General features: G+C 71.2%; 26 protein-coding genes and 1 tRNA gene. 20 read left to right on the top strand and 7 right to left on the bottom strand.

Annotation, left to right across the window (positions count from 1 at the left end):
• Positions 1–14: 14 nt before the first annotated feature.
• From ACIP9H_RS29605 to ACIP9H_RS29590, 4 genes are all read left to right on the top strand, one after another.
• Entirely contained in the window at positions 15–491 is a 477-nt protein-coding gene (locus ACIP9H_RS29605; protein ID WP_401595864.1) for an Imm10 family immunity protein, read from the top strand.
• Positions 492–500: 9 nt separating this feature from the next.
• Positions 501–860: a VOC family protein gene (locus ACIP9H_RS29600; protein ID WP_401961753.1), complete on the top strand. Its 360-nt coding sequence runs from the start codon at positions 501–503 to the stop codon at positions 858–860.
• Between the two features lie 32 nt (positions 861–892).
• Positions 893–1333 carry a GNAT family N-acetyltransferase gene (locus tag ACIP9H_RS29595; RefSeq protein WP_401595859.1) on the top strand — a complete coding sequence of 147 codons (441 nt, stop codon included), beginning with the start codon at positions 893–895 and terminating at the stop codon, positions 1331–1333.
• A gap of 97 nt (positions 1334–1430) precedes the next feature.
• Positions 1431–1910 carry a VOC family protein gene (locus ACIP9H_RS29590; protein WP_401595856.1) on the top strand — a complete coding sequence of 160 codons (480 nt, stop codon included), beginning with the start codon at positions 1431–1433 and terminating at the stop codon, positions 1908–1910.
• Positions 1911–2305: 395 nt separating this feature from the next.
• Here ACIP9H_RS29590 and phoU read toward each other — a convergent pair whose 3' ends face one another.
• On the bottom strand, positions 2306–2986 hold the full coding sequence (gene phoU / locus ACIP9H_RS29585) for a phosphate signaling complex protein PhoU (protein ID WP_360910124.1): 681 nt from the start codon (positions 2984–2986) through the stop codon (positions 2306–2308).
• Between the two features lie 198 nt (positions 2987–3184).
• On the opposite strand from phoU, the gene ACIP9H_RS29580 reads away from it, so the two are divergent.
• Together ACIP9H_RS29580 and ACIP9H_RS29575 are read left to right on the top strand one after the other, a co-directional pair.
• Entirely contained in the window at positions 3185–4453 is a 1269-nt protein-coding gene (locus ACIP9H_RS29580) for a sensor histidine kinase (protein WP_401961749.1), read from the top strand.
• Positions 4450–5130, top strand: a complete 681-nt coding sequence (locus ACIP9H_RS29575; protein ID WP_319663536.1) for a response regulator transcription factor — start codon at positions 4450–4452, stop codon at positions 5128–5130. The genes ACIP9H_RS29580 and ACIP9H_RS29575 overlap by 4 nt, the downstream gene beginning before the upstream one ends.
• A gap of 95 nt (positions 5131–5225) precedes the next feature.
• Here the strand turns inward: ACIP9H_RS29575 and ACIP9H_RS29570 are convergent, their stop codons facing one another.
• Complete coding sequence (locus ACIP9H_RS29570) at positions 5226–5840, bottom strand: DUF461 domain-containing protein (protein ID WP_401595850.1); 615 nt, start codon at positions 5838–5840, stop codon at positions 5226–5228.
• Between the two features lie 590 nt (positions 5841–6430).
• Between ACIP9H_RS29570 and ACIP9H_RS29565 the strand changes: the two genes are divergently transcribed.
• The 6 genes from ACIP9H_RS29565 to ACIP9H_RS29540 all read left to right on the top strand — a co-directional run bounded on the left by ACIP9H_RS29565 (position 6431) and on the right by ACIP9H_RS29540 (position 12777).
• A complete protein-coding gene (locus tag ACIP9H_RS29565; RefSeq protein WP_018559600.1) occupies positions 6431–6913 on the top strand; it encodes a CarD family transcriptional regulator in 483 nt (160 codons plus the stop codon).
• A 330-nt stretch (positions 6914–7243) separates the two neighbouring features.
• Entirely contained in the window at positions 7244–7969 is a 726-nt protein-coding gene (gene ispD / locus ACIP9H_RS29560; protein ID WP_401961835.1) for a 2-C-methyl-D-erythritol 4-phosphate cytidylyltransferase, read from the top strand.
• Positions 7959–8456, top strand: a complete 498-nt coding sequence (gene ispF / locus ACIP9H_RS29555) for a 2-C-methyl-D-erythritol 2,4-cyclodiphosphate synthase (protein ID WP_401595847.1) — start codon at positions 7959–7961, stop codon at positions 8454–8456. Before ispD ends, ispF begins: the two co-directional genes overlap by 11 nt.
• A gap of 100 nt (positions 8457–8556) precedes the next feature.
• Positions 8557–9951 (top strand): cysteine--tRNA ligase, encoded by a 1395-nt coding sequence (cysS, locus tag ACIP9H_RS29550; RefSeq protein WP_401595844.1) that lies wholly within the window; start codon positions 8557–8559, stop codon positions 9949–9951.
• Positions 9952–10040: 89 nt separating this feature from the next.
• Positions 10041–10997: a 23S rRNA (guanosine(2251)-2'-O)-methyltransferase RlmB gene (gene rlmB, locus ACIP9H_RS29545; RefSeq protein ID WP_401595842.1), complete on the top strand. Its 957-nt coding sequence runs from the start codon at positions 10041–10043 to the stop codon at positions 10995–10997.
• Between the two features lie 91 nt (positions 10998–11088).
• Positions 11089–12777 carry a DoxX family protein gene (locus tag ACIP9H_RS29540; protein ID WP_401595839.1) on the top strand — a complete coding sequence of 563 codons (1689 nt, stop codon included), beginning with the start codon at positions 11089–11091 and terminating at the stop codon, positions 12775–12777.
• 87 nt (positions 12778–12864) lie between these two features.
• Here ACIP9H_RS29540 and ACIP9H_RS29535 read toward each other — a convergent pair whose 3' ends face one another.
• From ACIP9H_RS29535 to ACIP9H_RS29525, 3 genes are all read right to left on the bottom strand, one after another.
• On the bottom strand, positions 12865–13602 hold the full coding sequence (locus ACIP9H_RS29535) for an NDP-sugar synthase (RefSeq protein ID WP_401595836.1): 738 nt from the start codon (positions 13600–13602) through the stop codon (positions 12865–12867).
• 30 nt (positions 13603–13632) lie between these two features.
• A complete protein-coding gene (locus ACIP9H_RS29530; protein WP_360910140.1) occupies positions 13633–14049 on the bottom strand; it encodes a hypothetical protein in 417 nt (138 codons plus the stop codon).
• Positions 14050–14330: 281 nt separating this feature from the next.
• Positions 14331–15449: an ABC transporter ATP-binding protein gene (locus ACIP9H_RS29525; RefSeq protein ID WP_401595833.1), complete on the bottom strand. Its 1119-nt coding sequence runs from the start codon at positions 15447–15449 to the stop codon at positions 14331–14333.
• Positions 15450–15670: 221 nt separating this feature from the next.
• On the opposite strand from ACIP9H_RS29525, the gene ACIP9H_RS29520 reads away from it, so the two are divergent.
• A tRNA-Thr gene (locus ACIP9H_RS29520) sits at positions 15671–15743 on the top strand.
• A 43-nt stretch (positions 15744–15786) separates the two neighbouring features.
• On the opposite strand, the gene xerC is transcribed toward ACIP9H_RS29520, so the two are convergent.
• Both xerC and ACIP9H_RS29510 read right to left on the bottom strand, forming a co-directional pair.
• A complete protein-coding gene (gene xerC / locus ACIP9H_RS29515; RefSeq protein WP_401961745.1) occupies positions 15787–17358 on the bottom strand; it encodes a tyrosine recombinase XerC in 1572 nt (523 codons plus the stop codon).
• A gap of 15 nt (positions 17359–17373) precedes the next feature.
• Positions 17374–18282: a helix-turn-helix domain-containing protein gene (locus tag ACIP9H_RS29510; RefSeq protein WP_401961743.1), complete on the bottom strand. Its 909-nt coding sequence runs from the start codon at positions 18280–18282 to the stop codon at positions 17374–17376.
• A 102-nt stretch (positions 18283–18384) separates the two neighbouring features.
• On the opposite strand from ACIP9H_RS29510, the gene ACIP9H_RS29505 reads away from it, so the two are divergent.
• The 7 genes from ACIP9H_RS29505 to ACIP9H_RS29475 all read left to right on the top strand — a co-directional run bounded on the left by ACIP9H_RS29505 (position 18385) and on the right by ACIP9H_RS29475 (position 23054).
• Positions 18385–18627, top strand: a complete 243-nt coding sequence (locus tag ACIP9H_RS29505; RefSeq protein ID WP_401961741.1) for a helix-turn-helix domain-containing protein — start codon at positions 18385–18387, stop codon at positions 18625–18627.
• A complete protein-coding gene (locus ACIP9H_RS29500; RefSeq protein ID WP_401961738.1) occupies positions 18624–18965 on the top strand; it encodes a DNA-binding protein in 342 nt (113 codons plus the stop codon). Before ACIP9H_RS29505 ends, ACIP9H_RS29500 begins: the two co-directional genes overlap by 4 nt.
• Positions 18966–18980: 15 nt before the next feature.
• On the top strand, positions 18981–19700 hold the full coding sequence (locus tag ACIP9H_RS29495) for a DUF6907 domain-containing protein (protein WP_401961735.1): 720 nt from the start codon (positions 18981–18983) through the stop codon (positions 19698–19700).
• Positions 19697–20014 (top strand): hypothetical protein, encoded by a 318-nt coding sequence (locus tag ACIP9H_RS29490; protein WP_401961733.1) that lies wholly within the window; start codon positions 19697–19699, stop codon positions 20012–20014. The genes ACIP9H_RS29495 and ACIP9H_RS29490 overlap by 4 nt, the downstream gene beginning before the upstream one ends.
• The gene (locus ACIP9H_RS29485) at positions 20011–20250 is read left to right on the top strand and encodes a hypothetical protein (protein ID WP_401961730.1); all 240 of its coding nucleotides are present in this window, start codon (positions 20011–20013) and stop codon (positions 20248–20250) included. Before ACIP9H_RS29490 ends, ACIP9H_RS29485 begins: the two co-directional genes overlap by 4 nt.
• A 96-nt stretch (positions 20251–20346) precedes the next feature.
• Entirely contained in the window at positions 20347–20670 is a 324-nt protein-coding gene (locus ACIP9H_RS29480) for a hypothetical protein (protein WP_401961727.1), read from the top strand.
• The gene (locus tag ACIP9H_RS29475; protein ID WP_401961724.1) at positions 20667–23054 is read left to right on the top strand and encodes a bifunctional DNA primase/polymerase; all 2388 of its coding nucleotides are present in this window, start codon (positions 20667–20669) and stop codon (positions 23052–23054) included. Before ACIP9H_RS29480 ends, ACIP9H_RS29475 begins: the two co-directional genes overlap by 4 nt.
• The last annotated feature ends 100 nt before the right edge of the window (positions 23055–23154 follow it).

Raw genomic sequence — 23154 nt, 5'->3', positions numbered from 1 at the left:
GGTAGAACACGCGTATGACGTTCAGATTCGAAGCGCACATCGTCTGCGGGCTCGACGATCCCGAGCAGGACGGCACCTTGATCGCCGGGTTGGCCGAGTCCGACGAGGAGGAGGACTTCTCGCTGACGTTCATGTGCCGCCTCGACGAGCCCGACGAACAGGACGTGCGGCTCGGCTTCGACTCGCACTGCGTCGTCACGCCCGACCAGAACACCGCGTACGGGTGCGTACGCCGGGCCGAACTGGACGGGGACGTCCTGCGGATCACGCTGGACCCCGAGTCCGTGGACGCGCTCGCCCTGGATGCCCCGATCGTCGAAGCCGTCCTGCGTGCGCCGGCCGCGGAGGTGGCCCGCATGCTCGGCGTCCTCGCGCGCATCCTGGCCTACGGGCGGCCCGGCGCCCGTCCGCTGGTGGTCTCCCTGCAGGAGGAGGCCAACGAGCGCCGCGGCACGCCCATTTGGGCCCGCTCCGGCGACGTGACTGCCTAGACTCGGCAAATGACCTTGGAATGGGAACAGGTAATCGTCCACTCCGTGGACCCCGCGGCGCTCGGGCAGTGGTGGGCCGAGGCCCTCGGGTGGGTCGTGGTGCACTCCTCCGACGACGAGTTCGAGATCCGCCCGGAGGCGGACCGCACGCCGGGGCTGGACTTCGTCCGGCTCGCGGAGGCCAAGCAGGCCAAGAGCCGGCTGCACCTGGACTTCCGGCCGGACGACCAGGCCGCCGAGGTGGCACGTCTGGAGGCGCACGGCGCGAAGCGGGTCGACATCGGCCAGGGCGAGCAGTCGTGGGTGGTCATGGCGGACCCCGAGGGCAACGAGTTCTGCATCCTCGGAAGCCGGCCGCAAAGCGCTTGACGCCCGGGGCCGGGCGGCGGTTCGCTGCCCGGATGCCTCAGCTTCGGATCGAGCAGCCGCACGGCGACGACGCGCTCAGGGACTGGCAGCGCGTGCACAACGAGATCATCCCGACCGCCGTGCTGTCCCTGGACGACGTGCGGGAGCGGGCCGGGCGCAACCACCTGGAGGTGGCGTACCTCGGGGACGACGCCGTGGGGTGCACGACGGTGCGGCCCCCGGAGGGGGACGAGGCCGCGGCCACGGTGATCGCGCGGGTGCTGCCCGCGCACCGCGGGCGCGGCTTCGGCGCACAGCTGTACGCACGGGGTCTGGGCACGGCGCGGGGGATGGGCGCCGGGGTGGTGGAGACGGTGGTGCTGGCCTCGAACGAGGCCGGGCTGCGCTTCGCGGAGCGGCACGGTTTCGTGGAGGTCGAGCGATACGTGCTGCCGGGGGACACGATCCCGTTCGTGACGCTGCGGCTGCCCTGACCCGCATGCGGCGGGCGCGCGACCGATGAGTTCGCGCGGTGCGGTCGGTCGGTAGGTGTGACAGTGCTCACGCGCGCTCCGCGCCAGGGAGGTACCGATGACCACCGAGGGTTTCACCACGTGCCTGTGGTTCGACGGGCAGGCCGAGGAGGCGGCGAACTACTACGTCTCGGTCTTCAGGAATTCCGCGATCGGCACGATCGGCCGCTACAACGAGGCGGGGCCCGGTCCCGCGGGCTCGGTGCTGGCGGTGGAGTTCACGGCCAACGGCCAGAAGTTCGTCGCGCTCAACGGCGGCCCGCAGTTCACCTTCGACGAGGCGATCTCGTTCCAGATCCGCTGCGCCGACCAGGCGGAGGTGGACTACTACTGGGACACCCTCACCGTGGGCGGCGAGGAGGGCCCCTGCGGGTGGCTGAAGGACCGGTTCGGGGTCTCCTGGCAGGTCTTCCCGCAGGAGCTGCTGGGCATGATCGCCGACCCGGACCCGGAGAAGGCCCGCAGGGCCACCGAGGCGATGCTGTCCATGAAGAAGATGGACCTCGCGGCGCTGCGGCGGGCGTACGCCGGGGAGTGAGCGCGGACGCGACGAGGGCCCGTCCGGGACGACCGGACGGGCCCTCGGCCACGGGGAGTGCCCGCGGGTGGGGTCAGCAGCTGCACCCGCCGCAGCGGCAGGGCGCTCCGGACTGGCAGCCGCACCCGCAGCCCGCGCCGCAGCCGCACGCTCCGAGAAGCGGCAGCTCGCGGACACCGGGGGAGTGCGGGGTTCCCTCCGCGGACGACTGGTCGCGGGCGGTGGACGTTGTGGGGGATTCGGGCATCGGTACCCTCCTGGTCCGGTGAACGGCGACGTGCATGCCTCCCACCAGTGAAGGGCGTCCCCCACAGGCGCATCAACGGCGCGCGGAAGCGTTTCGGCGCTTCCGGCACATGCCCCGACCGCGGTGCGGGCCCGGGCCTGCCGGTCCGCTAGTCCGCCGGCATCGGGATGGGCGGCGGGGTCAGCTCGTCGGGGTGCTCGCCCGTGACGAGGTAGACCACGCGCTTGGCCACCGAGACCGCGTGGTCCGCGAAGCGCTCGTAGTAGCGGCCGACCAGGGTCACGTCGACCGCGGTCTCTATGCCGTGCGACCAGCGGTCGTCCAGCAGGTGCTGGAAGAGGGTGCGGTGCAGCTCGTCCATGCGGTCGTCGTCCTGCTCCAGCTGGAGCGCCTCGTCGACGTCCTTGGTGACGATGACCTCGGCGGCCTTGGCCATCAGGCGCTGTGCCAGCTGGCCCATCTCCAGGATGGTGCTGTGCAGGTCGCTGGGGACCGCGCTCTCCGGGAAGCGCAGGCGTGCGAGTTTCGCCACATGCCGCGCCAGGTCGCCGGAGCGCTCCAGGTCGGCGCTCATGCGCAGCGACGTGACGACGATCCGCAGGTCGGTGGCGACCGGCTGCTGGCGGGCGAGCAGCGTGATCGCGCGGTTCTCCAGCTCGCGCTGCAGGTCGTCGATCTTCTCGTCGGCGGCGATCACGCTCTCCGCCAGCTTGAGGTCGGCGTCGAGCAACGCCGTGGTCGCACGGCCGATCGCCGAGCCGGCCAGCCGTGCCATCTCGACCAGGCCGTCACCGATCGAGTCGAGTTCCTCGTGGTATGCGTCGCGCATCGCGTTCCTTCCGTTCCCGATCAAACACAGAGGATTGTCCTCCACGCCGGCACGGAGCAACGCTCGCCCCCGGACGCGTATCACCCGAGCCCCGGGAATGAATCGACCCTGACACCACGGTGAACTCTTGGCAACGCACGTTCGAGAAGAAGCTCCGACCGCTGTAGGTCACTCATTCCGTCCGCCTAACCTGGGTGTATGGACGTGAACGCGGCAGTTGCCGCAGCCAGTGCGATCGCCGGTCTTTGCACCGGTGTGATCGCTGTGCTCGCGTTCCGCTGGAGCGAGCGGGAACAGGCCCGCCCCACGCGCACATCCCTGCGGCAGGACGCCGCAGCCGTACTTCCGCCGGGCGTGGACACGGTGCTGTCCGTGCTGCGCTCGTCGGCCGTCGTCCTCGACGAGGGCGACACGGTGGTCAAGGCCAGCTCGGCGGCGTATGCGCTGGGGCTGGTCCGGGGCGGCAGGCTCGCCGTCGACCAGATGCTGCAGATGGCCCGTGAGACCCGGCGGGACGGCGAAATACGGCAGGTGGAACTGGACCTGCCACGCCGCGGTGCCGGACGGGGGGAAGGCCTCGCGGTGTCCGCGCGGGTGGCACCGCTGGGCTCGCGCCTGGTGCTGCTGCTCGTCGAGGACCTCACCGAGGCCCGGCGGATCGAGGCGGTGCGCCGCGACTTCGTCGCGAACGTCAGCCATGAGCTGAAGACGCCGGTCGGCGCGCTGTCGCTGCTCTCCGAAGCGGTGATGGACGCCAGCGACGAGCCGGAGGCGGTGCAGCGCTTCGCGGGCCGGATGCAGATCGAGGCCGCCCGGCTGACCAGCCTGGTCCAGGAGATCATCGACCTCTCCCGGGTGCAGGACGACAACCCCCTCGACGACGCGGAGTCCGTGGCCGTCGACGACCTCGTGGCCGAGGCGGTGGACCGCTGCCGGCACCCCGCCAACGCCAAGCAGATCACCATGGCCACCGGTGGCGCCCCCGACCTGTTCATCTGGGGCAACCGCAGCCAGCTGGCGGCCGCGCTCGGCAACCTCGTCGAGAACGCGGTCAACTACAGCCCGGCCCGCACCCGCGTGGGCATCGCGGGCCGCCGGATCCCCGCCTCCGGCGGGGACCTGATCGAGATCTCCGTGACCGACCAGGGAATCGGCCTCTCAGAAAAGGACCGGGACCGCGTCTTCGAGCGGTTCTACCGGGTGGACCCGGCGCGTTCGCGCGCGACCGGCGGCACCGGGCTCGGTCTGTCCATTGTCAAGCACGTGGCCGCCTCGCACGGCGGGGAGGTCACGGTGTGGAGCGCTGAAGGCCAGGGCTCCACCTTCACCCTACGGCTGCCGGAGGCCGCGACATCCCGGGAGTCCCGGGACCGCTCCGCCGCCGTGCCGTCGGAGGACTCCGCAACCTCCTCCGCTCTCTACGAGACGTTCCCTGATCACATCCCCGCTCCGGAGGTCCTCCCGTGACCCGAGTACTCGTCGTCGAGGACGAAGAGTCCTTCAGTGATGCCCTGTCGTACATGCTCCGCAAGGAGGGCTTCGAGGTCGCCATCTCGGCGACCGGCCCCGACGCGCTGGACGAGTTCGAGCGCAACGGCGCCGACCTGGTCCTGCTCGACCTGATGCTGCCGGGTCTGCCCGGCACCGAGGTCTGCCGCCAGCTGCGGCTGAAGTCCAATGTCCCGGTGATCATGGTGACCGCCAAGGACAGTGAGATCGACAAGGTTGTCGGCCTCGAGATAGGAGCCGACGACTACGTCACCAAGCCCTTCTCGTCCCGCGAGCTGGTGGCGCGCATCCGCGCCGTCCTGCGCCGCCGCGGCGAGCCGGAGGAGATCTCCCCCTCCGCGCTGGAGGCCGGCCCGGTCCGCATGGACGTCGACCGCCACGTCGTCACCGTCGGCGGCGGCAAGGTCGACCTGCCGCTCAAGGAGTTCGACCTCCTGGAGATGCTGCTGCGCAACGCGGGCCGCGTGCTGACGCGCATGCAGCTGATCGACCGGGTCTGGGGCGCCGACTACGTCGGTGACACCAAGACCCTGGACGTCCACGTCAAGCGCCTGCGCGCGAAGATCGAGCCGGACCCGGGCGCCCCGCGCTACCTGGTGACGGTGCGCGGCCTCGGCTACAAGTTCGAGCCGTAAACCGCGGGGACGCCGCGCTGCGCGGACGTCCGCACCGCATGCGGAAGGGGCCCCGGGAGCACACGCTCCCGGGGCCCCTTCGCGCTGTCAGGGGGTCACGGAGTCGAGGTCCCCGTGGGGGACTCGCTGACGCCGGAGGACGGGCTGCCGGAGGGCTTCCCGGTGGCGCCGGCGGTCCCGGTGGGGCTCGCGGCGGCCTCGGAGGGGCCGAACGAGGCGTAGTAGCCCGTCGCCGGCAGCGCGAGGGTCTGCAGGCTGACCTCGCCGGTCTTGCTGAAGTCGAAGACGACCTTCTGGAAGTCGCCGTTGTTCTTGCTCTCCGTGCCGCCCGCGATGGTGGCGGACGGGTTGCCGTCGCCGCCGATCAGGACGGAGCCGTGGCCGGGGACCGTGATCGGGCCGGACAGTTCGGCCTGCTGGTCGCCGACGGTCACGGACTCGAGGGTCTGCTCGTCGGTCCCGGTGTTGAACACCTTGGCGGAGATCGCGGACGAGCCGGTGGACCCGGTGGCCTGGGTCAGCACGACGGCGTTCTGGATCTTGATGTCGCCCACGCTGGTGGCCGCGTGGTCGGGCCGGACCTGCAGCGTGTCGGCGTGGTTGCCGGCGGCGCAGGCGGTGAGCGGGACCAGCGACAGCGCGAGGACGCCGGCGAGGGCGCCACGTCGAAGCCAGGGGGCGCCCCCGGCCGGAGGTTGGGGGAGGCTCACGGCGGCGGCATCTCCTAGGGCAGGGTACGGCGGTACACGTGTACGGACGTACGGGACTGACGACTTACCAAGTGCGCGCTCAGGTTACCGAGCCCGCCTCCCGCGCCCGCACCCGGCCACCCTTCCGCGGGGCGGCCTCACCCTCCCGGGTGCCCCGGGAGGCCCGCGAGTGCCCCGCCGGCCTCCCCCGCCGCACTCCCGCGGAATCCATTCCGGCATTACGCCGAACGATTCCCGCCGTCCCGGCATGATCGATTTACCGTTGATCCCCCGATCGAAATCCGGCGCGGCGCAAAAATGGATCACCGCACTCCGTGGCGGCCGAACGGAGTAGCGCCGGACCCCCCGCAAGGGAGGGACAAACCAGGATGTTAGGTCCCATGATCGGGGCCTGTGGGTGGTGTGACAGGCGTGTTTCAGCCTCCCCTGATACCCGCTCCGACCTGCGAATACCGCCCTCCGCCCGCCTTCCGCAGCACGTCCCGGGCGCCCTTGTCAAGCCCCGAGATATGCCCTGACCTGCGAAAACGCCATTCAGAACCGGCCGTTTCCGTGTTACCCTGGATAGCCACGGAAGGGGTACCTGTCACATGACGTTCAAGGTTGGCGACACCGTGGTCTATCCCCATCACGGGGCCGCGCTGATCGAGGCCATCGAAACTCGCCAGATCAAAGGCGTGGACAAGACCTACTTGGTGCTCAAGGTCGCCCAGGGCGACTTGACGGTACGCGTGCCCGCGGACAATGCGGAGTTCGTCGGCGTGCGCGACGTGGTCGGTCAGGAAGGGCTGGACCGGGTCTTCGAGGTGCTGCGGGCACCGTACACCGAAGAGCCGACCAACTGGTCCCGCCGCTACAAGGCAAATCTGGAGAAGCTCGCCTCCGGCGACGTCATCAAGGTCGCGGAAGTCGTGCGCGACCTGTGGCGGCGCGAGCGGGAGCGGGGACTGTCGGCCGGTGAGAAGCGCATGCTCGCCAAGGCCCGTCAGATCCTGGTGAGTGAGCTCGCGCTCGCGGAGAACACCAACGAGGACAAGGCCGAGACCCTGCTCGACGAGGTTCTCGCGTCCTGACGTGGACGACCGCGGTGCCCGGCGCGTCCCGTACGCCGGGCGCTGTGGCGTACCCGGAGGCCCTTCGAGGTCCCGTCCCCGAGGGCCGGCCGTCCGGTGGGACGGCACGACCGCATGGCCGGATGACCCGTAAAACGGGGTGCGGGATGGTCCCCCCGTGCCGTGCGCGGGCCCGATACGGACACCGCGCGGCACGTTGTGCGTTCCTCAGCGTTCGCTCGTGCGTCGACTCCCCCTGCATACTGAGTGCCGGGCCCGGGCAGTTGGCCCTGTCGGTGTCACGGAAGGGTCCGACAGGGGCTTCGTGCCCGGCACGTTGAGGCGATACCCATTTCGGCCAAGGACACAAACCTGACTACCGCCGCAGTCATTCCCGCCGCCGGACGCGGAGTCCGGCTCGGCCCCGGTGCGCCCAAGGCGTTGCGCACCCTGGGCGGCGTCCCCATCCTCGTGCACGCCGTGCGTGCCATGACCCGGGCCCGCGCGGTGTCGCTGGTCGTCGTCGTGGCGCCCCCGGACGGCGTCGCCGAGGTCAGGGCGCTGCTGGACAGCCACGGGCTGCCCGAGGCCACGGACATAAGGATCGTCGCCGGCGGCGACACCCGGCAGGAATCCGTACGGCTGGGGCTGGCCGCCCTCCCGGACGAGGTCGAGGTCGTGCTGGTGCACGACGCGGCCCGTCCGCTCGTGCCGGTCGACATGGTCGAGGCCGTGGCCGCCGCCGTCCGCGAGGGCGCCGCGGCCGTGGTGCCGGGGCTGCCGCTCGCCGACACGGTCAAGCAGATCGACCCCGCCACCGGCGCCGTCGTCGGCACCCCCGAGCGGGCGCTGCTGCGTGCCGTGCAGACCCCGCAGGGCTTCGACCGCCTCACGCTGGCCAAGGCGCACGCCACGGTCACCGGCGAGGTCACGGACGACGCCTCCATGGTCGAGCGGCTGGGCGTCCCGGTGCAGGTCGTCCCCGGGCACGAAGAGGCGTTCAAGGTGACGCGCCCGCTGGACCTGGTGCTGGCCGAGGCCGTCCTGGCGCGGCGGAGGGCCTCCGATGAGTACTGACCGGGTTCCCGGCCTGATCCCCCAGGTCGGCATCGGCACCGACATCCACGCCTTCGAGGCGGGCCGCGAACTGTGGGTCGCCGGACTGCTGTGGGAGGGCGAGGGCGACGGGCTGGCGGGCCACTCCGACGCCGACGTCGTCGCGCACGCCGCGTGCAACGCGCTGTTCTCCGCCGCCGGCCTCGGCGACCTCGGTGCGCACTTCGGCACCGGGCGCCCGCAGTGGTCGGGCGCCTCGGGTGTGACCTTGCTCACGGAGGCGGCCCGGATCGTGCGCGAGGCCGGCTTCGGCATCGGCAATGTCGCCGTCCAGGTGATCGGCCCGCGGCCCAAGGTCGGCAAGCGCCGCGCCGAGGCCGAGGCGATCCTGTCCCGCGCGGTCGGCGCGCCGGTGTCGGTGTCGGGGGCCACCACCGACGGCCTCGGCTTCACCGGCCGCGGCGAGGGACTGGCCGCCGTCGCCACCGCGCTGGTCTACCGGGTCTAGCGCGGCGCGGCACACGTACGGGTGACGCCCGGTGTCACAACCCCGTGAAGCCGGTGCCGGGCCGTCCACCCGAGGGGCGCCGGGCCACTACCCTTGATGCGTGACTATTCGCCTGTACGACACCAACGCGCGCCAGGTCCGTGACTTCACCCCGCTCACGCCGGGCTGCGTCTCGATCTACCTGTGCGGCGCGACCGTGCAGGCCGCCCCGCACATCGGCCACATCCGGTCGGGGCTCAACTTCGACATCATGCGGCGGTGGTTCGCCCACCGCGGCTACGACGTGACGTTCGTCCGCAACGTCACGGACATCGACGACAAGATCATCGCCAAGTCGGCCGTGGAGAACCGCCCCTGGTGGGCGATCGGTTACGACAACGAGCGGGCGTTCAACGCCGGTTACGACGCGCTCGGCTGCCTGCCGCCCACGTACGAGCCGCGCGCCACCGGGCACGTCCCCGAGATGATCGAGATGATGCGCGGCCTCATCGAGCGCGGCCACGCCTACGCGGCCGAGGGCAACGTCTACTTCGACGTGCGCTCCTTCCCCGGCTACCTCGGGCTGTCCAACCAGGAACTGGACAACCTGCGCCAGCCCGAGGGCGAGGGCGAGACCGGCAAGCGGGACCCGCGCGACTTCGCGATGTGGAAGGCCGTCAAGCCCGGCGAGCCGTCCTGGGAGACCCCGTGGGGCCGCGGCCGTCCCGGCTGGCACCTGGAGTGCTCCGCGATGGCCCACAAGTACCTCGGGCCCGCATTCGACATCCACGGCGGCGGCATCGACCTGATCTTCCCGCACCACGAGAACGAGATCGCCCAGTCCAAGGCGTACGGCGACGACTTCGCGGCCTACTGGGTGCACAACGCCTGGGTCACCATGAGCGGCGAGAAGATGAGCAAGTCGCTCGGCAACTCGGTGCTCGTCAGCGAGATGGCCAAGCGCTGGCGGCCCATCGTGCTGCGCTACTACCTCGGCACCCCGCACTACCGCTCGATGATCGAGTACAGCGAGGAGTCGCTGCGCGAGGCCGAGTCGGCGTTCGCGCGGATCGAGGGCTTCGTGCAGCGCGTGGTCGAGATGGCGGGCCCCGTGGAGCCCGCCGCCGAGGTGCCGCCGGCCTTCGCCGAGGCGATGGACGACGACCTGGGCGTGCCCCAGGCGCTCGCGATCGTCCACACCACCGTCCGCCAGGGCAACTCTGCGCTGACCGCGGACGACAAGGAGACCGCGGTCGCCCGCCTCGCCGAGGTCCGTGCGATGCTGGGCGTTCTCGGTCTGGACCCGCTCGACGAGCACTGGTCCGGCGGCGAGCGCAGCGAGGACCTGCACGGGGTCGTGGACTCCCTGGTCCGCCTGGTGCTGGAGCAGCGGCAGGGGGCGCGGGACCGCAAGGACTACGCGACCGCCGACGCCATCCGCGACCAGCTCCAGCAGTCCGGTCTGGAGATCGAGGACACGCCCTCCGGCCCGCGCTGGTCGCTCGGCTCGCGGTAGGCGCCGCGCCCGGTCCCCGGGCCATCATTGATACGTACGTTCACGCAGGAGCAGCCGTACACGGCTGTGGAGCAGGAAACAGGTGACCCATGGCCGGCAACAGCCAGCGCAGGAACCGCCGTACCGCCAACAAGAAGGGCGCGACGGTCGGCAGCGGCGGGCAGCGGCGCAGGGGCCTGGAGGGCAAGGGCCCCACTCCGCCCGCCGAGGCGCGCAAGGGGCACGCCAAACAGCGTGCCGCCAACGCGAAGGTGAAGCGAGCCGCCTCCGCGCAGTCGCGCCGTCCCTCGGGACGCGGCGCGAAGTCCACCTCCGAACTGGTCGCGGGGCGCAACCCGGTGGTCGAGGCGCTGCGCGCCGACATCCCGGCCACCGCGGTCTACGTCCAGCAGTTCATCGACAATGACGAGCGGGTGCGCGAGGCCGTCAAGCTCGCCACCGAGCGCGGCGTCCCGCTGATGGAGGCGCCGCGCCCGGAGCTGGACCGCATCACCAACGGCCTGAACCACCAGGGCCTGGTGCTGCAGATCCCGCCGTACGAGTACGCGCACCCCGAGGACCTGGCGGCCGCGGCCTTCGACGCGGGCGAGGACCCGCTGATCGTGGCGCTCGACGGGGTCACCGACCCGCGCAACCTCGGCGCGGTCGTGCGTTCCGTGGCCGCCTTCGGCGGGCACGGCGTCGTCGTCCCCGAGCGCCGGGCCGCCGGTATGACCGCAGGCGCCTGGAAGACCTCGGCCGGCACCGCCGCCCGGGTCTCGGTCGCCCGCGCGACCAATCTGACCCGCACCCTGGAGGCGTACCAGAAGGCCGGGCTCACGGTCGTGGGCCTCGCCGCCGACGGGGAGGTCGAGCTGCACGAACTGGAGCTGCTCTCCGGCCCGGTCGTCATCGTCGCCGGGTCCGAGGGCAAGGGGCTGTCGCGGCTGGTGGGCGAGACCTGCGACGTGCGGGTGCGCATCCCGATGCCCGGTGGCGCGGAGTCGCTGAACGCGGGTGTCGCGGCGGGCATCGTGCTCTACGAGGCGGCGCGCCGCAGGGCCTGACCGTTCCGATGCGGGACAAAACCGCTGGTTGACGGGCCTCGGACAGAAGAGGCCCGTCACACAGTGTCCTTATCGGGTGTCACTCGGTTAGATGAGTGTGGACACCAGAACACCCCGCACTCCTCCGGGGGGACGGGCCGCGGCACCCGACGAGCCCGTGCTCACCATGCACAGGATCGCGTCCGACCCGGCCCAGGTCATCGTCAATCACGCGAGCTTCCGCGTGCAGCTCGGCGCGTCGTCCGCGCGTGCGATGGCGAGGACCGCGCGCGTCCCGGTCATTCCCACGTCCGTACGTCCCTCCGCCGCCGCGCAGCGCCGCGGCGCGCCGCTGGTGTGGTCCGGGCGCAGCCGTCCCGGCGACGCGGCCGCCACGCAACTGCTCTCCGCCGTGAGGCAGAGCAACTCCGACAGCCTCGACGCCGGCGCCACGACCCAGGTGCTGCCGCGGATCGAGGAGCACCCGCAGCCCCTCGTCGGCGCGCCCCGCCGTCCCCCGGCGCCCGACGAGATGCTCGGCGGCCTGCGCCCCGCGCGCGGCGCCTTCGACGACCGCGACGACTCCGAGGACTCCGGGGAGTTCGCGTACCCGGGGCACTACGACATCGACGACGGGGCGGAGTTCGGACCGGACGACGACCAGGGCTACGACGAGGGCTACGACCAGGGCCCCGGCCGCACGCGCCGGGCCGACCGGGGCGAGCCGATCCGGCACGCCTACTACCCCGGCCGCCGGATGAACCTCGGCATCGTGCTGCTGCCGCTCCGGATCTTCCTGGGCTTCATCTCCATCTACGCCGGCATGGGCAAGCTCTGCGACCCCGTCTACTTCGACGGCGGCAAGCGCGGCTCGATGGTCACCTGGCTCGACTCGCTGCACCCCTGGGCGGCCGCCGAGCCGCTGCGCGACCTCGCGCTCGCGCACCCCATCGGCGCCGGGCTGACGGTGGCCTTCCTCCAGGTCATCGCCGGTGTGCTGACGGTCTTCGGGCTCTGGCAGCGGTTCGCGGCGTCGATCGGCGCCCTGCTGTCGGCCGCGCTGCTGGTCACCGTGAGCTGGCGGACCGTCCCCGCGTACGACGCGCCCGACATCGTCTACCTCGCCGCCTGGAGCCCGCTGGTCATCGCGGGTGCGCCGGTCTACTCGGCCGACGGGCGGCTGGCCTCCGAGGCCTGGCGCCGGCTCGGCCCGCGTGCCCCGCTGTGGGAGCTGCGGCGCCGCGTGCTGCGGCGCGGCGCGATGCTCGCCACGGTGCTGGTCGGCGTCGCGCTGGTGGTCGGTGCCACGCTGGGCACCGCCGTACGGTCGGCTTCGCCGCAGTCCCGGCTGCCCGGCCCGACCGACGTGCCGACCAACGACCTCAACGGGTCCCCGCTGCCCGAGGTGCCCGGTGAGGGCTCGGCCAAGCCGTCCGCGGCGCCCTCGGCCTCGCGGTCCGGCAAGGCATCGCCCTCGCCGTCGAGTTCGCCCTCCACGCCGAGCGCCCCGTCGTCGGCGCCGACCGCCAGCCGCACCACCTCCGGGTCGACCGGCACGGGCTCGGCGGGCGGCGGCACGGGCAGCAGCCCGACGCACTCCACTCCGTCGACCCAGCCGCGGCCGACCCAGCCCAGCAACCCGCCGACCTCCACCGGCGGCGGTTCGAGCAGTGGCGGCAGCAGCGGCGGCGGTTCCTCCGACAGCGGCGGCGCCCTGGGCGGCCTGCTCGGCAGCGGCGAGACCTCCGGCTGGCTGCTCGGCGCCCCGGCGCACCCCGCGGGGGCAGGAAAGGTGGCATAAGGCCGCACAACGGCCTGAACGCCCACGAGGCGGCCGGAGGAGCAGCGGTGCTCCTCCCCGGCCGCCTCGTCGTTGTGCGGGGCGCTCTCAGGGCCGGGAGGCGAGCTCCTTGGCGGCCTCGGTGAGGTCCTTCTCGGTGTCGATGGCCCGCCAGTAGGCGCCCTGGGGCAGCGAGAAGCCCGCCAGCCGCCGTTCCCGGGCGAGTTGGGGGAAGGTCGTGCGCTCGTGGTCCCCGCGGTCGGGCAGCAGCGCCGTGAAGCCGGGGGAGAAGACGTAGACGCCCGCGTTGATGAGGAAGGGCGAGGGCGGCGACTCGACGAAGTCCAGGACGTGGCCGAACTCGTCGGTCTCCACGGCGCCCCACGGGATGCGGGGGCGGGCGAGCGCGAGGGTGGCGGCCGCGGCGCGCTCGACGTGGAAGTCGGCCATCTCGCGCAGGGAGAACCGGGTCCAGATGTCGCCGTTCGTGGCGTACCAGGCCTCGTCGGGCCGGGGGAGGGAGGCGGCGGCGAACTTCAGGGCGCCACCGCGCCCGAGGGGCTCGCGCTCGACCACGGTCGTGATGCGCAGCGGCAGATCGGCCGCCGCGCCGGCGAGCCAGTCCTCGAGGACCTCAGCGAGGTGGCCGCACGAGATCACGGCGTCGGTGACGCCCTCGGCGGCCAGCCAGGCGAGTTGATGGCCGATGATCGGTGTCCCGGTCCCCGGGATCTCGATCATCGGCTTCGGACGGGTGTCGGTGTACGGGCGCAGGCGGGAGCCCTGTCCTCCGGCGAGGAGGACGGCCTGGGTCACCACCTGGGAGGTCGTGGGCGCGCCGGTCATGCACGCACCCTACGGGACCGGGGCGTCGGGTCATCCGACGGAGGCGACGCCCGTGGCGAAGGCGGTGTCGCAGACCGGCCGCGACCAGGACTGCGCGCGCTGCACGGAGCCGTACTTGGCCACCGCGGCACGTCCCAGCGACTTGGCGAGCGAGCCGCAGTACTGGGCCAGCGACGGGCGGGCCGCCATCTCGCGCTGCAGCGAGGTGAGGGCGACACCCGGGTTCTTCGCCTGGAGTTCCGACAGGAGCTTGCGGCGCAGCACCTCCTGCGGGGCCGACCGGCCGGCCGAGACGGCCTCCTTGTCGTGGGAGGCGGTGAGGATCTGCGCCTCGGAGGCCGAAGTGGCCCACGGGACACGGGTGACCGCGAGGGTGCCGGACAGTACGAGGACGACCGGGAGGACGAGGGCGAGTGACTTGCCGATACGGCGGGCTACCTGGTTCACGGCAGTGATGGTAGCGAGGAGTAATGATTTGGCGACATTTAGCCACTCTGACGAGTGATGAATGCCTCTTGATCGACTACGGGGGCATTGACGAACATGCTCGAAACGCGGGTGTGTGCCCGCAAATGGTGTGCTCTTCCGGGGCACCTGCGACGGGTGGGAACGGGGGCCGGAGCGAGCGGGAAACGACCGTGGCCCGGCCCCCCTTGCGCGGGGGCCGGGCCACGGTGCGTACCGCTCGCGCGTCGGGCGCGTCAGGTGCGCCGGACGTGCGCGTCGCCTCAGTCGCTCAGGCGCTCACCGGTGGAGGTGGAGAAGACATGCGTCTCGCCGGCGCGCGGCACGACGCGGAGGACGGAGCCCTTCTCGGGCACGCTGCGACCGCCGACGCGGATGACCAGGTCCTTGTGCTCGTCGCCGACCTGGGCCGAGCCGTAGACGAAACCGTCCGCGCCCAGCTCCTCGACGACGTTGACCGTCACGGCCAGACCGGCCGGCTCGTCCTTCGAGAGCGCCGCGCTGTCACCGTCGACGATGTCGAAGTGCTCCGGGCGGACGCCGACGGTGACCGTGCGGTCGCCCTTGTCGGCCGCGGCCTGCAGCGCGTCGCGCTCGACCGGCACCACGGAGTTGCCGAACTTCACGCCGCCGTCGTGGATCGGCACCTCGACCAGGTTCATCGCCGGGGAGCCGATGAAGCCCGCGACGAAGAGGTTGGCCGGCCGGTCGTACATGTGGCGCGGGGTGTCGACCTGCTGGAGCAGACCGTCCTTGAGGACCGCGACGCGGTCGCCCATGGTCATGGCCTCGGTCTGGTCGTGGGTGACGTAGACCGTGGTGGTGCCCAGGCGGCGCTGGAGCGAGGCGATCTGCGTACGGGTCTGGACACGCAGCTTGGCGTCCAGGTTGGACAGCGGCTCGTCCATGAGGAAGACCTGCGGCTCACGCACGATCGCGCGGCCCATCGCCACACGCTGGCGCTGACCGCCCGAGAGCGCCTTGGGCTTGCGGCCCAGGTACTCGGTGAGGTCCAGGATCTTGGCGGCCTCTTCGACCCGCTTGCGGATGTCCGCCTTGTTGACGCCGGCGATCTTCAGGGCGAAGCCCATGTTGTCCGCGACGGTCATGTGCGGGTACAGCGCGTAGTTCTGGAACACCATGGCGATGTCCCGGTCCTTGGGCGGCAGGTGGGTGACGTCCCGGTCGCCGATCCGGATGGCGCCGTCGTTGACGTCCTCCAGGCCGGCCAGCATGCGCAGCGAGGTCGACTTGCCGCAGCCCGAGGGGCCGACGAGGACGAGGAATTCGCCGTCCGCGATGTCGATCTGCAGCGCGTCGACAGCGGGGCGCTCGGACCCGGGGTAGATCCGGGTCGCCTTGTCAAAAGTGACAGTGGCCATGGTGCACTGGTCCCTTCACCGGCAGGAACGTGCCGGACGATCCGAGTAAAGGAGATGAGGTCTAGTCCACGTGATGTGGACTTTCCGTGACGCTACCCCCCGCGCCCGGCTTTGTCAGCACCCTCCCGCCTCCCAATTCCCCGACCCTCCCCCCTCGCCGCCTGGGTACACTTCTCCCTGACCCCACCCACCGGTCACCACGGCGGGCACGGGGGCGCCGTGCCGCCTTAGCTCAGCTGGTAGAGCACCGCTCTTGTAAAGCGAAGGTCGTCGGTTCGAACCCGACAGGCGGCTCAACTCAGGCCCAGCTCAGGGCCCATGAAGCCCGGTGGGTGATCTACTCGCCGGGCTTCTGCGTGAGCGATGCGTGAGCGGCGGTGTCAACGGCGGGCTTCCGGGCCCTCGGTACGGCCGCGGCCGCCTTCTCCGTCAACTCGTCCTCGTACTCCTCGAAAAGCTCCATGTACGTGTTGGACGTCAGCACGATCGTGGAGTGCCGCAGCTTCTTCTTCGCGTCATGCAGATCCCCGCCGCCCGCCTTCACCAGAGCAGCCGCCCCGTGACGAAGGTCACGCAGGTTGATGGGCGGCAGACCGGCCCCATCGACGATCTCCCGGAACACATCCGACACCGAGTCCGGGTGCAGCCAGCTGCCGTCCTCCTGGACGAAGACCTTGCCCGTGTCCGCCCACGGCAGCCCGTCCGCCAGCCGCCTGGCCCGCTCCGCCGCCTGCCGCTCCTGATGGGCCTGGAGCGCCTCCACGGTGCCCCGGTCGACCTTCACGTCCGCCGCTGAGCCCTCGGTCTTCGGGGCCGACTCCACAGGGGTCCAGCCGTCGACCACGATCTCCCGCGCCACGCCGATCGTCCGCGCCTCGAAGTTGATGTTCTCCCAGTCCAGGCCGACCGCCTCGCCGCGGCGCAGGCCGTGGTGAGCGATGACGTGGAACAGGCAGTACAGGCGGTGCGACTCGGCCTCGTCGAGGAACTGCCCGAGCAGGGCGGGCGACCACACCATCACCGGCCCGGGCTTCTCCCCGGTCACCTGCCAGCGGGCCACGCGCTCGGCGGTCCAGAGCAGCCCCTTCGCCCGGCGGACCGTGCCGACCTCCACGAACGCGGCCGGGTTGAAGGTGATGTACTGCCGGCGGATCGCGAAGTTCAGGGCCGACCGCAGCGTGTTCCGCAGCTCCAGCTTCGTCGCCGGACCCGTCACCTTCCGGTACGGCGGCATCTCGTCCAGCTTCGCCCGCTCCACGGCCAGGCGCTCACGCTCGGCGGCCGGCGGCCGGGACCGCTTGCCCCAGGTGGCCCGCGCCTCCTGCTCGCGGCGCGCGGCGTTCTCCGCGGCGATGGCCTCATTGCTGTCGTCGACGCTGTCGAAGTAGGTCTGGCAGTGGCCGACGTTCAGCCGGTCCAGGCGGTGGTGCCCGAGCGCCGGCCGCAGGTGGTACTCCACCCGTGAGGCGTAGTTGTTGACCGTGGTCACCGCGCGGGACTTCCGCTTGGCCTCCAGCCACTCGTCGAGCAGGTCGCCGACCGTCATCGTCGAGGTGAGCTTCTGCCCGTGGACGAGGCGGCGCCGGGTCTCGGCGAGGTCGGGCAGGGCCGCGTTCTTGTCCTTCGACACGGTCTCCAGCAGGTCGCCGATGCGGACCTGGTTCTCGGTGTCGTCGCTGTCGGGGACGTCGAGGAGGGCGCGGACCTTGTCGAGGACGTCCTGCGCGTCCTTGGCGGAGGTGTAGCCGGCGCGGGAGAAGGAGCGGCGGGTGCCGTCGTCGCGCGAGGGCAGCTCCTGGCGTACCGCCCACGTGCCGTGCCTCTTACTGGTCAGCTTCGGGCATGCCTTGCCGAACGGTCTGCCGTCCTCGTCACGGCAGTAGCACCGGCGGTACGTCGAACCCTTCACGTGAGCACTTCCCTCTCAGGGATTAGATTCCTTTTTTAGTTCTACCGCGACAAATCCTGCCCCCCTCTTTCTGGGGCGGTGTGGCTTCCCTGTCCTTTCTTCTAGCTCTCGCCATTCCGTCATCTGATCGCGGAGATCCTTCAATTCTTCCAGTTCTCTGTGGACTCGGGTGCGCAGCTCCCTCAGTTCCTCTTCTTGGTCGGGGCGCTTGAGGACGCCCAATTCGCTTAGTTGAGCCAAGAGTTCTTTCATGCTGTACTCGGCTCGGGTCTGGTGGTAGGCGTGAGCGCTCACCTCTCGGATGCCTGCGTCGTCGAGGACCTTCGCGATTTCTTCCATCTCCCGCTGAGTGGGCGCCGTTTCGCCCTGGCCCGACTTAGCCGGTGTGAGGGGAAGCGCCACCTCCTGGCTTTGTGCGGGCCTTAGCGGCTTGGTCGAGACCGCCTCCCATTTAGCCGGAATGAAGTCAAGCGAAGTGGTACGAGAGACGGCTTCTTGTGCGCGGTCGACAAAATCTGCCGTTGGATCCACTCCTAGAATCGACTTCAGGTACTCGACTGTCGGGATTCCCAGCAGATGGGGTGGAGTGTCGGGATCCGTCTCTGGCTTGAACACCACCAAGTGTTCGCCCTCTGGCGGCAGCAGGAAGTAAGCGAACGGCACATCGAAGATCCGGCAGAACGCGGCAATCTCGTCTGCGTCGAACCTTCGCGGCCGGCCGCCCTGCCATGCGCGCTCGGCGGCGCTCACGCTGGCGTTAGACCATGCGCGGCCTGTGTAGGTCCCGAGTGCCGCGCCGAGTTCTTGCTGGGTCCAGCCTCGGGACTTCCTCGCCCGGAAGAGGTTGTAGGAGACCAGTTCGCTCACGGTTGACGCGGGCGGAGGCTCGCTGGGGGGACGCACGTAGAGCGGGTTCGTATCCATACGGACCACCGTAGACCAAGGGTCAACGAGACGTGAAGTGGGCGCAGGTGTAGTTTCGGGTTGCGTTGACTTCTGGGACGCGCGCCCCCTACGATCCACGTTGTGCAGAGAATTTCAACGCTACCGGTCAATCCTCCTCCGATCCGGGCTGTTCGCACTGCCCGCGGGTTGAGTTTGCGGAGCGTAGCCCAGCGGTCCGGGATCGACCCGGGCCACCTGTCGAAGGTCGAGCGGGGCGAGAAGCAGCTCTCCCTCGACTCCCTCTACCGCCTCGCTGTGGTGCTTGAGCTGCGGGAACTTGCACAGCTCCTCAAGCCCTACCTCGGTCAACAGGAGTCCGCATGAAGACCACCGTCCGAGCGAAGGGTCTGAGCATCTCCGAGGCGCTCGCCCACGAGTCCCCGCTGATGGACCTGCCGACCTTCTTCAAGGCCTGCGGGATCGCAGAGTCAACCGGCTACCAGCTGGCCGCGGAGGGACGCCTGCCCCTCGAAGTGATCACGCTGGGGCGTAGGCGCTTCGTGCGCACCACATCCGCCTGGAGATTTCTCGGCTTGATCGCTGAGGAAAGCGGCGTCGTCCCGGAGGTCCAGTCCGGGGCGCCTGCCACAGAACACGACGACGCCCCCGGGGTCCAGCCGGGGGCGCCTGTCGAGCACATCACCGCCCGTACCGCGAAGTAAGAAACGGATCAGCTCATGAGAATCGTAAGCCCCCAGGCTGCCGGGACGCAGCCGACGCAGGCTCAGCGCAGCACCACCGTTCCCGCCCGTGGCACGGCCGGGAGCATCCTCACTGCCGCCGAGCGCGGCGTCGAGTGGACGGCGCGCTACGGCTGCTTCGCCGAGTGCGTCCTCGACCACGCTGGCGCCGATGGCGAGCCCGGCTGGCACCAGGCCGCCGCCGCCAATCTCACGGCGCCCAGCGGGTGCAAGCCCGCCGGGACCGTGCTCACCAGCCGCGTCACCCAGGTCTCCCAGGATGCGGACGCGTTCGGCGTCGAGACGAAGGCGTGGGTCGACTTCGAGTACCGCGACATCCTGGAGCTCACCCTCCCGCAGGCCCACGAGTTCGCCGCTGGCCTCCGCAACTTCCTCACCGAGTTCGAGACGTCCCTCGCCTTGCTGGAGAAACTTGCCGTCGCCGATCGCCCGGGCGACCCGGAGGTCAAGGCCCAGCACATGGCCGACGTCGAGGCCCGCATCCAGGCCGTGAACGCCGCCGAGCTGTACGTGTTCCTGCAGGACCACGGCATCGCCCTGGAGGCCGCCGACGGCCCGAACGCCGACGCTCTCACCGAGCCCGTGCTCGTCGACCTGGAGGACGGCCCCGCGCTGCTCGCCCCGCCCGGAGCCACCCCTGGCGCGCTGCTCCTGTACGTCCACGACGCCGTCGTCCGACGGGCGGTGCAGGCATGAGCCCCACCCTCGTCGAGCTCGCCGCCCGCGACCAGGCCGCCGCGCACGTCCGCGACTTCCTCGCTCAGGGCATCCCAGTCCTGTTCGTCGACCTGGCGCCCGGCGGCCAGTGCTCCTGGTGCGACTGCCCCATCACGCCGGCCGTCCCCAACCCGGACATGGACCACGCCTGCGGCGGCTGCCCCACCACCGCCATGGCGGAACTCAAGGTCTACCCGCCCCTGCCGGGCGACAAGACCGTGCCCGTCTGCGACGCGCACTACGAGGACGCGCTCGCCTTCGTCGCGCAGCTGCTCGCCGGAGGCCGGGCGTGACGCGCCGCCCCGGCGAGTGGCCGGTCCCGAAGGCCGACCTGATCGAGGCCGAACCGCAGCACCAGCGGGCGGGGACCGCCGAGGCCGCGCGCTTCGCCCTCACCCTCGGATCGATCCGCGCCTCCCTGGAGGAGCAGCCCTCCGAGAGCACCGTGCGCAGCGCCGCCCGGCACTGGACGAACGCCATCGCCCAGCTCGCCGAAGAGGTCGCCGCCGCGAAGAGGCGCACCGGGTAGCGGGCCCGGCGCGAGACCGGGCCCGGTCTGTCACCCCCCTGCAGACCGGGCCCACCGCGCACACGGACCCCACCGGCACAACCCACGAGGACGTTCGTGAACAGCACCACGGCGGGAACCCTGTTCTCCATCCCCGGCCTTGACGGTGGCACCGTCGAGACCCAGGCCCCGGCCCCCGTGCCGGAGCCCACGCCGCTGGGCCTGCGCCCCGCGGCCGCCCGGATCGTCATCACCGACGCCCCGGACATGAACGACACGGAACGTCGGCCGCTCGCCTTCCTCGTCGTCACCTGCCCGTTCTGCGACGCGCAGCACATCCACACCGCCGGGCACCCGGGCGCGCTCCGCCTGTGCCTGCGCCGCTCTCGCTGCGTCGGCCGCCCGGCCGGTGCCTACTTCTTCCCGGAGGTGCAGCTGTGACGGAGCAGCGGCCACGCATGATCGCCGAGGCACAGCGCTACGCCTCCAGGGGATGGCGCGTGCTCCCGCTGCACCACGTCGTCGACGGCCGATGCTCCTGCGGGAACCCCGGAAGCATCGCCGACCACGACTACAAGCAGGGCGGCAAGCACCCTGTGCACAAGCGCTGGCAGGTCGAAGCCAGCACCGACTGGGCGGCCGTCGCCCGCTGGTGGCGCGCCGCCCCCACGGCGAACATCGGGATCGCCACGGGCGAGGCCTCCGGCATCTTCGTCCTCGACGTCGACCCCGACAGCGGTGGGCTCGACAGCCTCACCGCCCTGGAGGAGAAGCACGGCCCGCTGCCCACGACCTGGCGCGTCGAGACCGGGTCCGGCGGCCTGCACTTCTACTTCGCCTGGCCCGGCTTCAACCCGAAGAACAGCGCCGGGAAACTGGGCGACGGCCTCGACATCCGGGCCGACGGCGGCCAGGTCGTCGTGCCGCCTTCCGTGTCCGTGAAGGGGCCGTACAGCCTGCGCGACGACGCCGAACCGGCGCCCGCCCCGGCATGGCTGGTCGACATGCTGCGCCCGCCGGCCCCCCGGGAGCCGTCGCCTACCGGCACGTTCACGGTGGCGTCGGACCGCATGGACGCCTACACCCGCAAGGCTCTGCAGGCGGAGTGCGACGCGATCATCCACGCGCTCGACGGTACGCAGAACGACACCATCAACAGGGCCGCGTTCAACGTCGGCACCCTCGTCGGCGCGGGCGCCCTCAGCAAGAGCGAAGCCGAGAACACCCTGCTCGCCGCGGCCCGGGCCGGGAACCACCCCGAGGGCCGGGCACTCCCGACGATCGAGTCCGGGCTGAGTGCAGGCATCAAGCAGCCGCGGCACCCCTGGCCTCCGGTCTCGCGCCGCGACACGGAGGAGGAGTTCCGCCGGCTGATCGCCGACACCGCGCCGCCCGTCGACTGGACCGACGTGGCCGAGGAGCACAGCAGGCCGGACGAAGAACCGACGGGCGCACCCGACCCGGAGCCGGACACCGAGCCCGAGGACCGGCTGCCCGCCGCCTTCTGGAACGCCACGCCTGCCCTCGGCCAGATCCAGCAGATGGCGCGCGCCCGCCGCACCTCCCCCGACGCCGTGCTGCACGCGCTGCTCGCCCGCGTCGCGGCAATGACCGACCCCACCGTCCGCGCCGCCAGCGGCATCCACCCGCCGGCCACGCTCTGCTGGTACTGCGGACTGTTCGGCCCGCCCGGCACCGGCAAGGGCAACGCCGAAGGGGTCGCCGAGGAACTGGCCCCGTTCCCGGCGACCGACCTCGCTCACATCGACATCTCCACCGGGCAGGGCATCATCGCCGCGTACCTGGAACTGCAGGACGATCCCGACGACGACAAGGGCAAGAAGAAGGTCCTCGTCCAGTCCACGTCCCGCGGGTACGCGCTGGCCACCGAGGGCAGCGTGCTCGACGCCATGGCTCAGATGTCCGTGGGGGCCACCCTCAACGGCGTCCTGTGCAAGGCGTGGATGAGCGAGCGGCAGGGCACCTCCAACGCGGACGTCGAGCGGCGCCGCGTCCTGCCCAAGGGCAGCTACACCCTGTCGATGTCGCTCGGCGTGCAGGAGGAACCCGCCGCGAAGCTGCTGGAGATGGGCTCCATCGGTCTCCCGCAGCGCCTCGCATGGGCGCACTCCCGGCTCAGCCGGGACACCCCGCGCGAGAGGCCGGCCGAGACGGGGCCGGTCATGGTCACGACCGCAACCGGCGAGGACACCCCGGTCACCACGTGGGTGTCGACGCTGCGCGGCGTCGTCCTCCGGGTGCCCGCGCGGGCGACCCAGGAGCTCGACGACCTCGCGTTGGAGATCGCGTTCGGTCGCGGCGAGGAGTTCCCGCTCGACACGCACGAGCCGTTGTGGCGGCTGAAGTGCGCGGCGCTGCTCGCGCTGGTGCACGGGCGTACCGCGGTGAGCGAGGAGGACTGGGACCTGGCGGCCGCGATGTGGCGGGTGTCGAGGAAGGTCCGCGACGGCGTGCAGGAGGCGGCACACCGGCGGCTGCAGGCGCAGAAGGAGGCCCGGGTCGCGGAGGCCGTCCAGACCGCGGTGGAGTCGCAGGCCGCGGTGTACGAGGCGATGCACGGTGTGCACCCGTCCGTCGTCAACGTCGCCAAGCGGGCCCACCGCTACCTCACGCGCCATGGCGGCGAGGTGCCCGCGCGAGACGTCAACCGGAACTGCGTCGCCGTCAAAGATCGCAAGCAGTACCGGGCTTCGGGTGAGGACGGATCGCTGTGGACCGCGGCCCTCAAGTTCGGAGTCGAGCAGGGCTGGCTGGTCGCGCTGGACGGCGGCCTGTTGGCCGCGGGCGCGGCTGCCCCGGAGTAGCCGAGGTAGCTGTGAGTGCTGTCGGAACGTCGGAACCGTCGGAACCAAAGTTCCGACAGCCTCTCCCCTCCTAAACGGACATTCATAGACAAACAACCTC

It is taken from the genome of Streptomyces sp. NPDC088732, from assembly GCF_044751205.1.
Classification (GTDB): Bacteria; Actinomycetota; Actinomycetes; order Streptomycetales; family Streptomycetaceae; genus Actinacidiphila.
This window is presented reverse-complemented; position numbering and strand designations above follow the sequence as displayed.

Coding starts and splice junctions, on each gene's coding strand:
- ACIP9H_RS29565 (WP_018559600.1), top strand. CDS start 6,431: ATGACGTTCAAGGTTGGCGACACCGTGGTCTATCCCCATCACGGGGCC.
- ispF (WP_401595847.1), top strand. CDS start 7,959: ATGAGTACTGACCGGGTTCCCGGCCTGATCCCCCAGGTCGGCATCGGC.
- rlmB (WP_401595842.1), top strand. CDS start 10,041: ATGGCCGGCAACAGCCAGCGCAGGAACCGCCGTACCGCCAACAAGAAG.
- ACIP9H_RS29490 (WP_401961733.1), top strand. CDS start 19,697: ATGAGCCCCACCCTCGTCGAGCTCGCCGCCCGCGACCAGGCCGCCGCG.
- ACIP9H_RS29495 (WP_401961735.1), top strand. CDS start 18,981: ATGAGAATCGTAAGCCCCCAGGCTGCCGGGACGCAGCCGACGCAGGCT.
- ACIP9H_RS29535 (WP_401595836.1), bottom strand. CDS start 13,602: ATGACCGGCGCGCCCACGACCTCCCAGGTGGTGACCCAGGCCGTCCTC.
- phoU (WP_360910124.1), bottom strand. CDS start 2,986: ATGCGCGACGCATACCACGAGGAACTCGACTCGATCGGTGACGGCCTG.
- ACIP9H_RS29600 (WP_401961753.1), top strand. CDS start 501: ATGACCTTGGAATGGGAACAGGTAATCGTCCACTCCGTGGACCCCGCG.
- ACIP9H_RS29500 (WP_401961738.1), top strand. CDS start 18,624: ATGAAGACCACCGTCCGAGCGAAGGGTCTGAGCATCTCCGAGGCGCTC.
- ACIP9H_RS29605 (WP_401595864.1), top strand. CDS start 15: ATGACGTTCAGATTCGAAGCGCACATCGTCTGCGGGCTCGACGATCCC.
- ACIP9H_RS29580 (WP_401961749.1), top strand. CDS start 3,185: ATGGACGTGAACGCGGCAGTTGCCGCAGCCAGTGCGATCGCCGGTCTT.
- ACIP9H_RS29510 (WP_401961743.1), bottom strand. CDS start 18,282: ATGGATACGAACCCGCTCTACGTGCGTCCCCCCAGCGAGCCTCCGCCC.
- ACIP9H_RS29595 (WP_401595859.1), top strand. CDS start 893: ATGCCTCAGCTTCGGATCGAGCAGCCGCACGGCGACGACGCGCTCAGG.
- ACIP9H_RS29525 (WP_401595833.1), bottom strand. CDS start 15,449: ATGGCCACTGTCACTTTTGACAAGGCGACCCGGATCTACCCCGGGTCC.
- ACIP9H_RS29590 (WP_401595856.1), top strand. CDS start 1,431: ATGACCACCGAGGGTTTCACCACGTGCCTGTGGTTCGACGGGCAGGCC.
- ACIP9H_RS29540 (WP_401595839.1), top strand. CDS start 11,089: ATGAGTGTGGACACCAGAACACCCCGCACTCCTCCGGGGGGACGGGCC.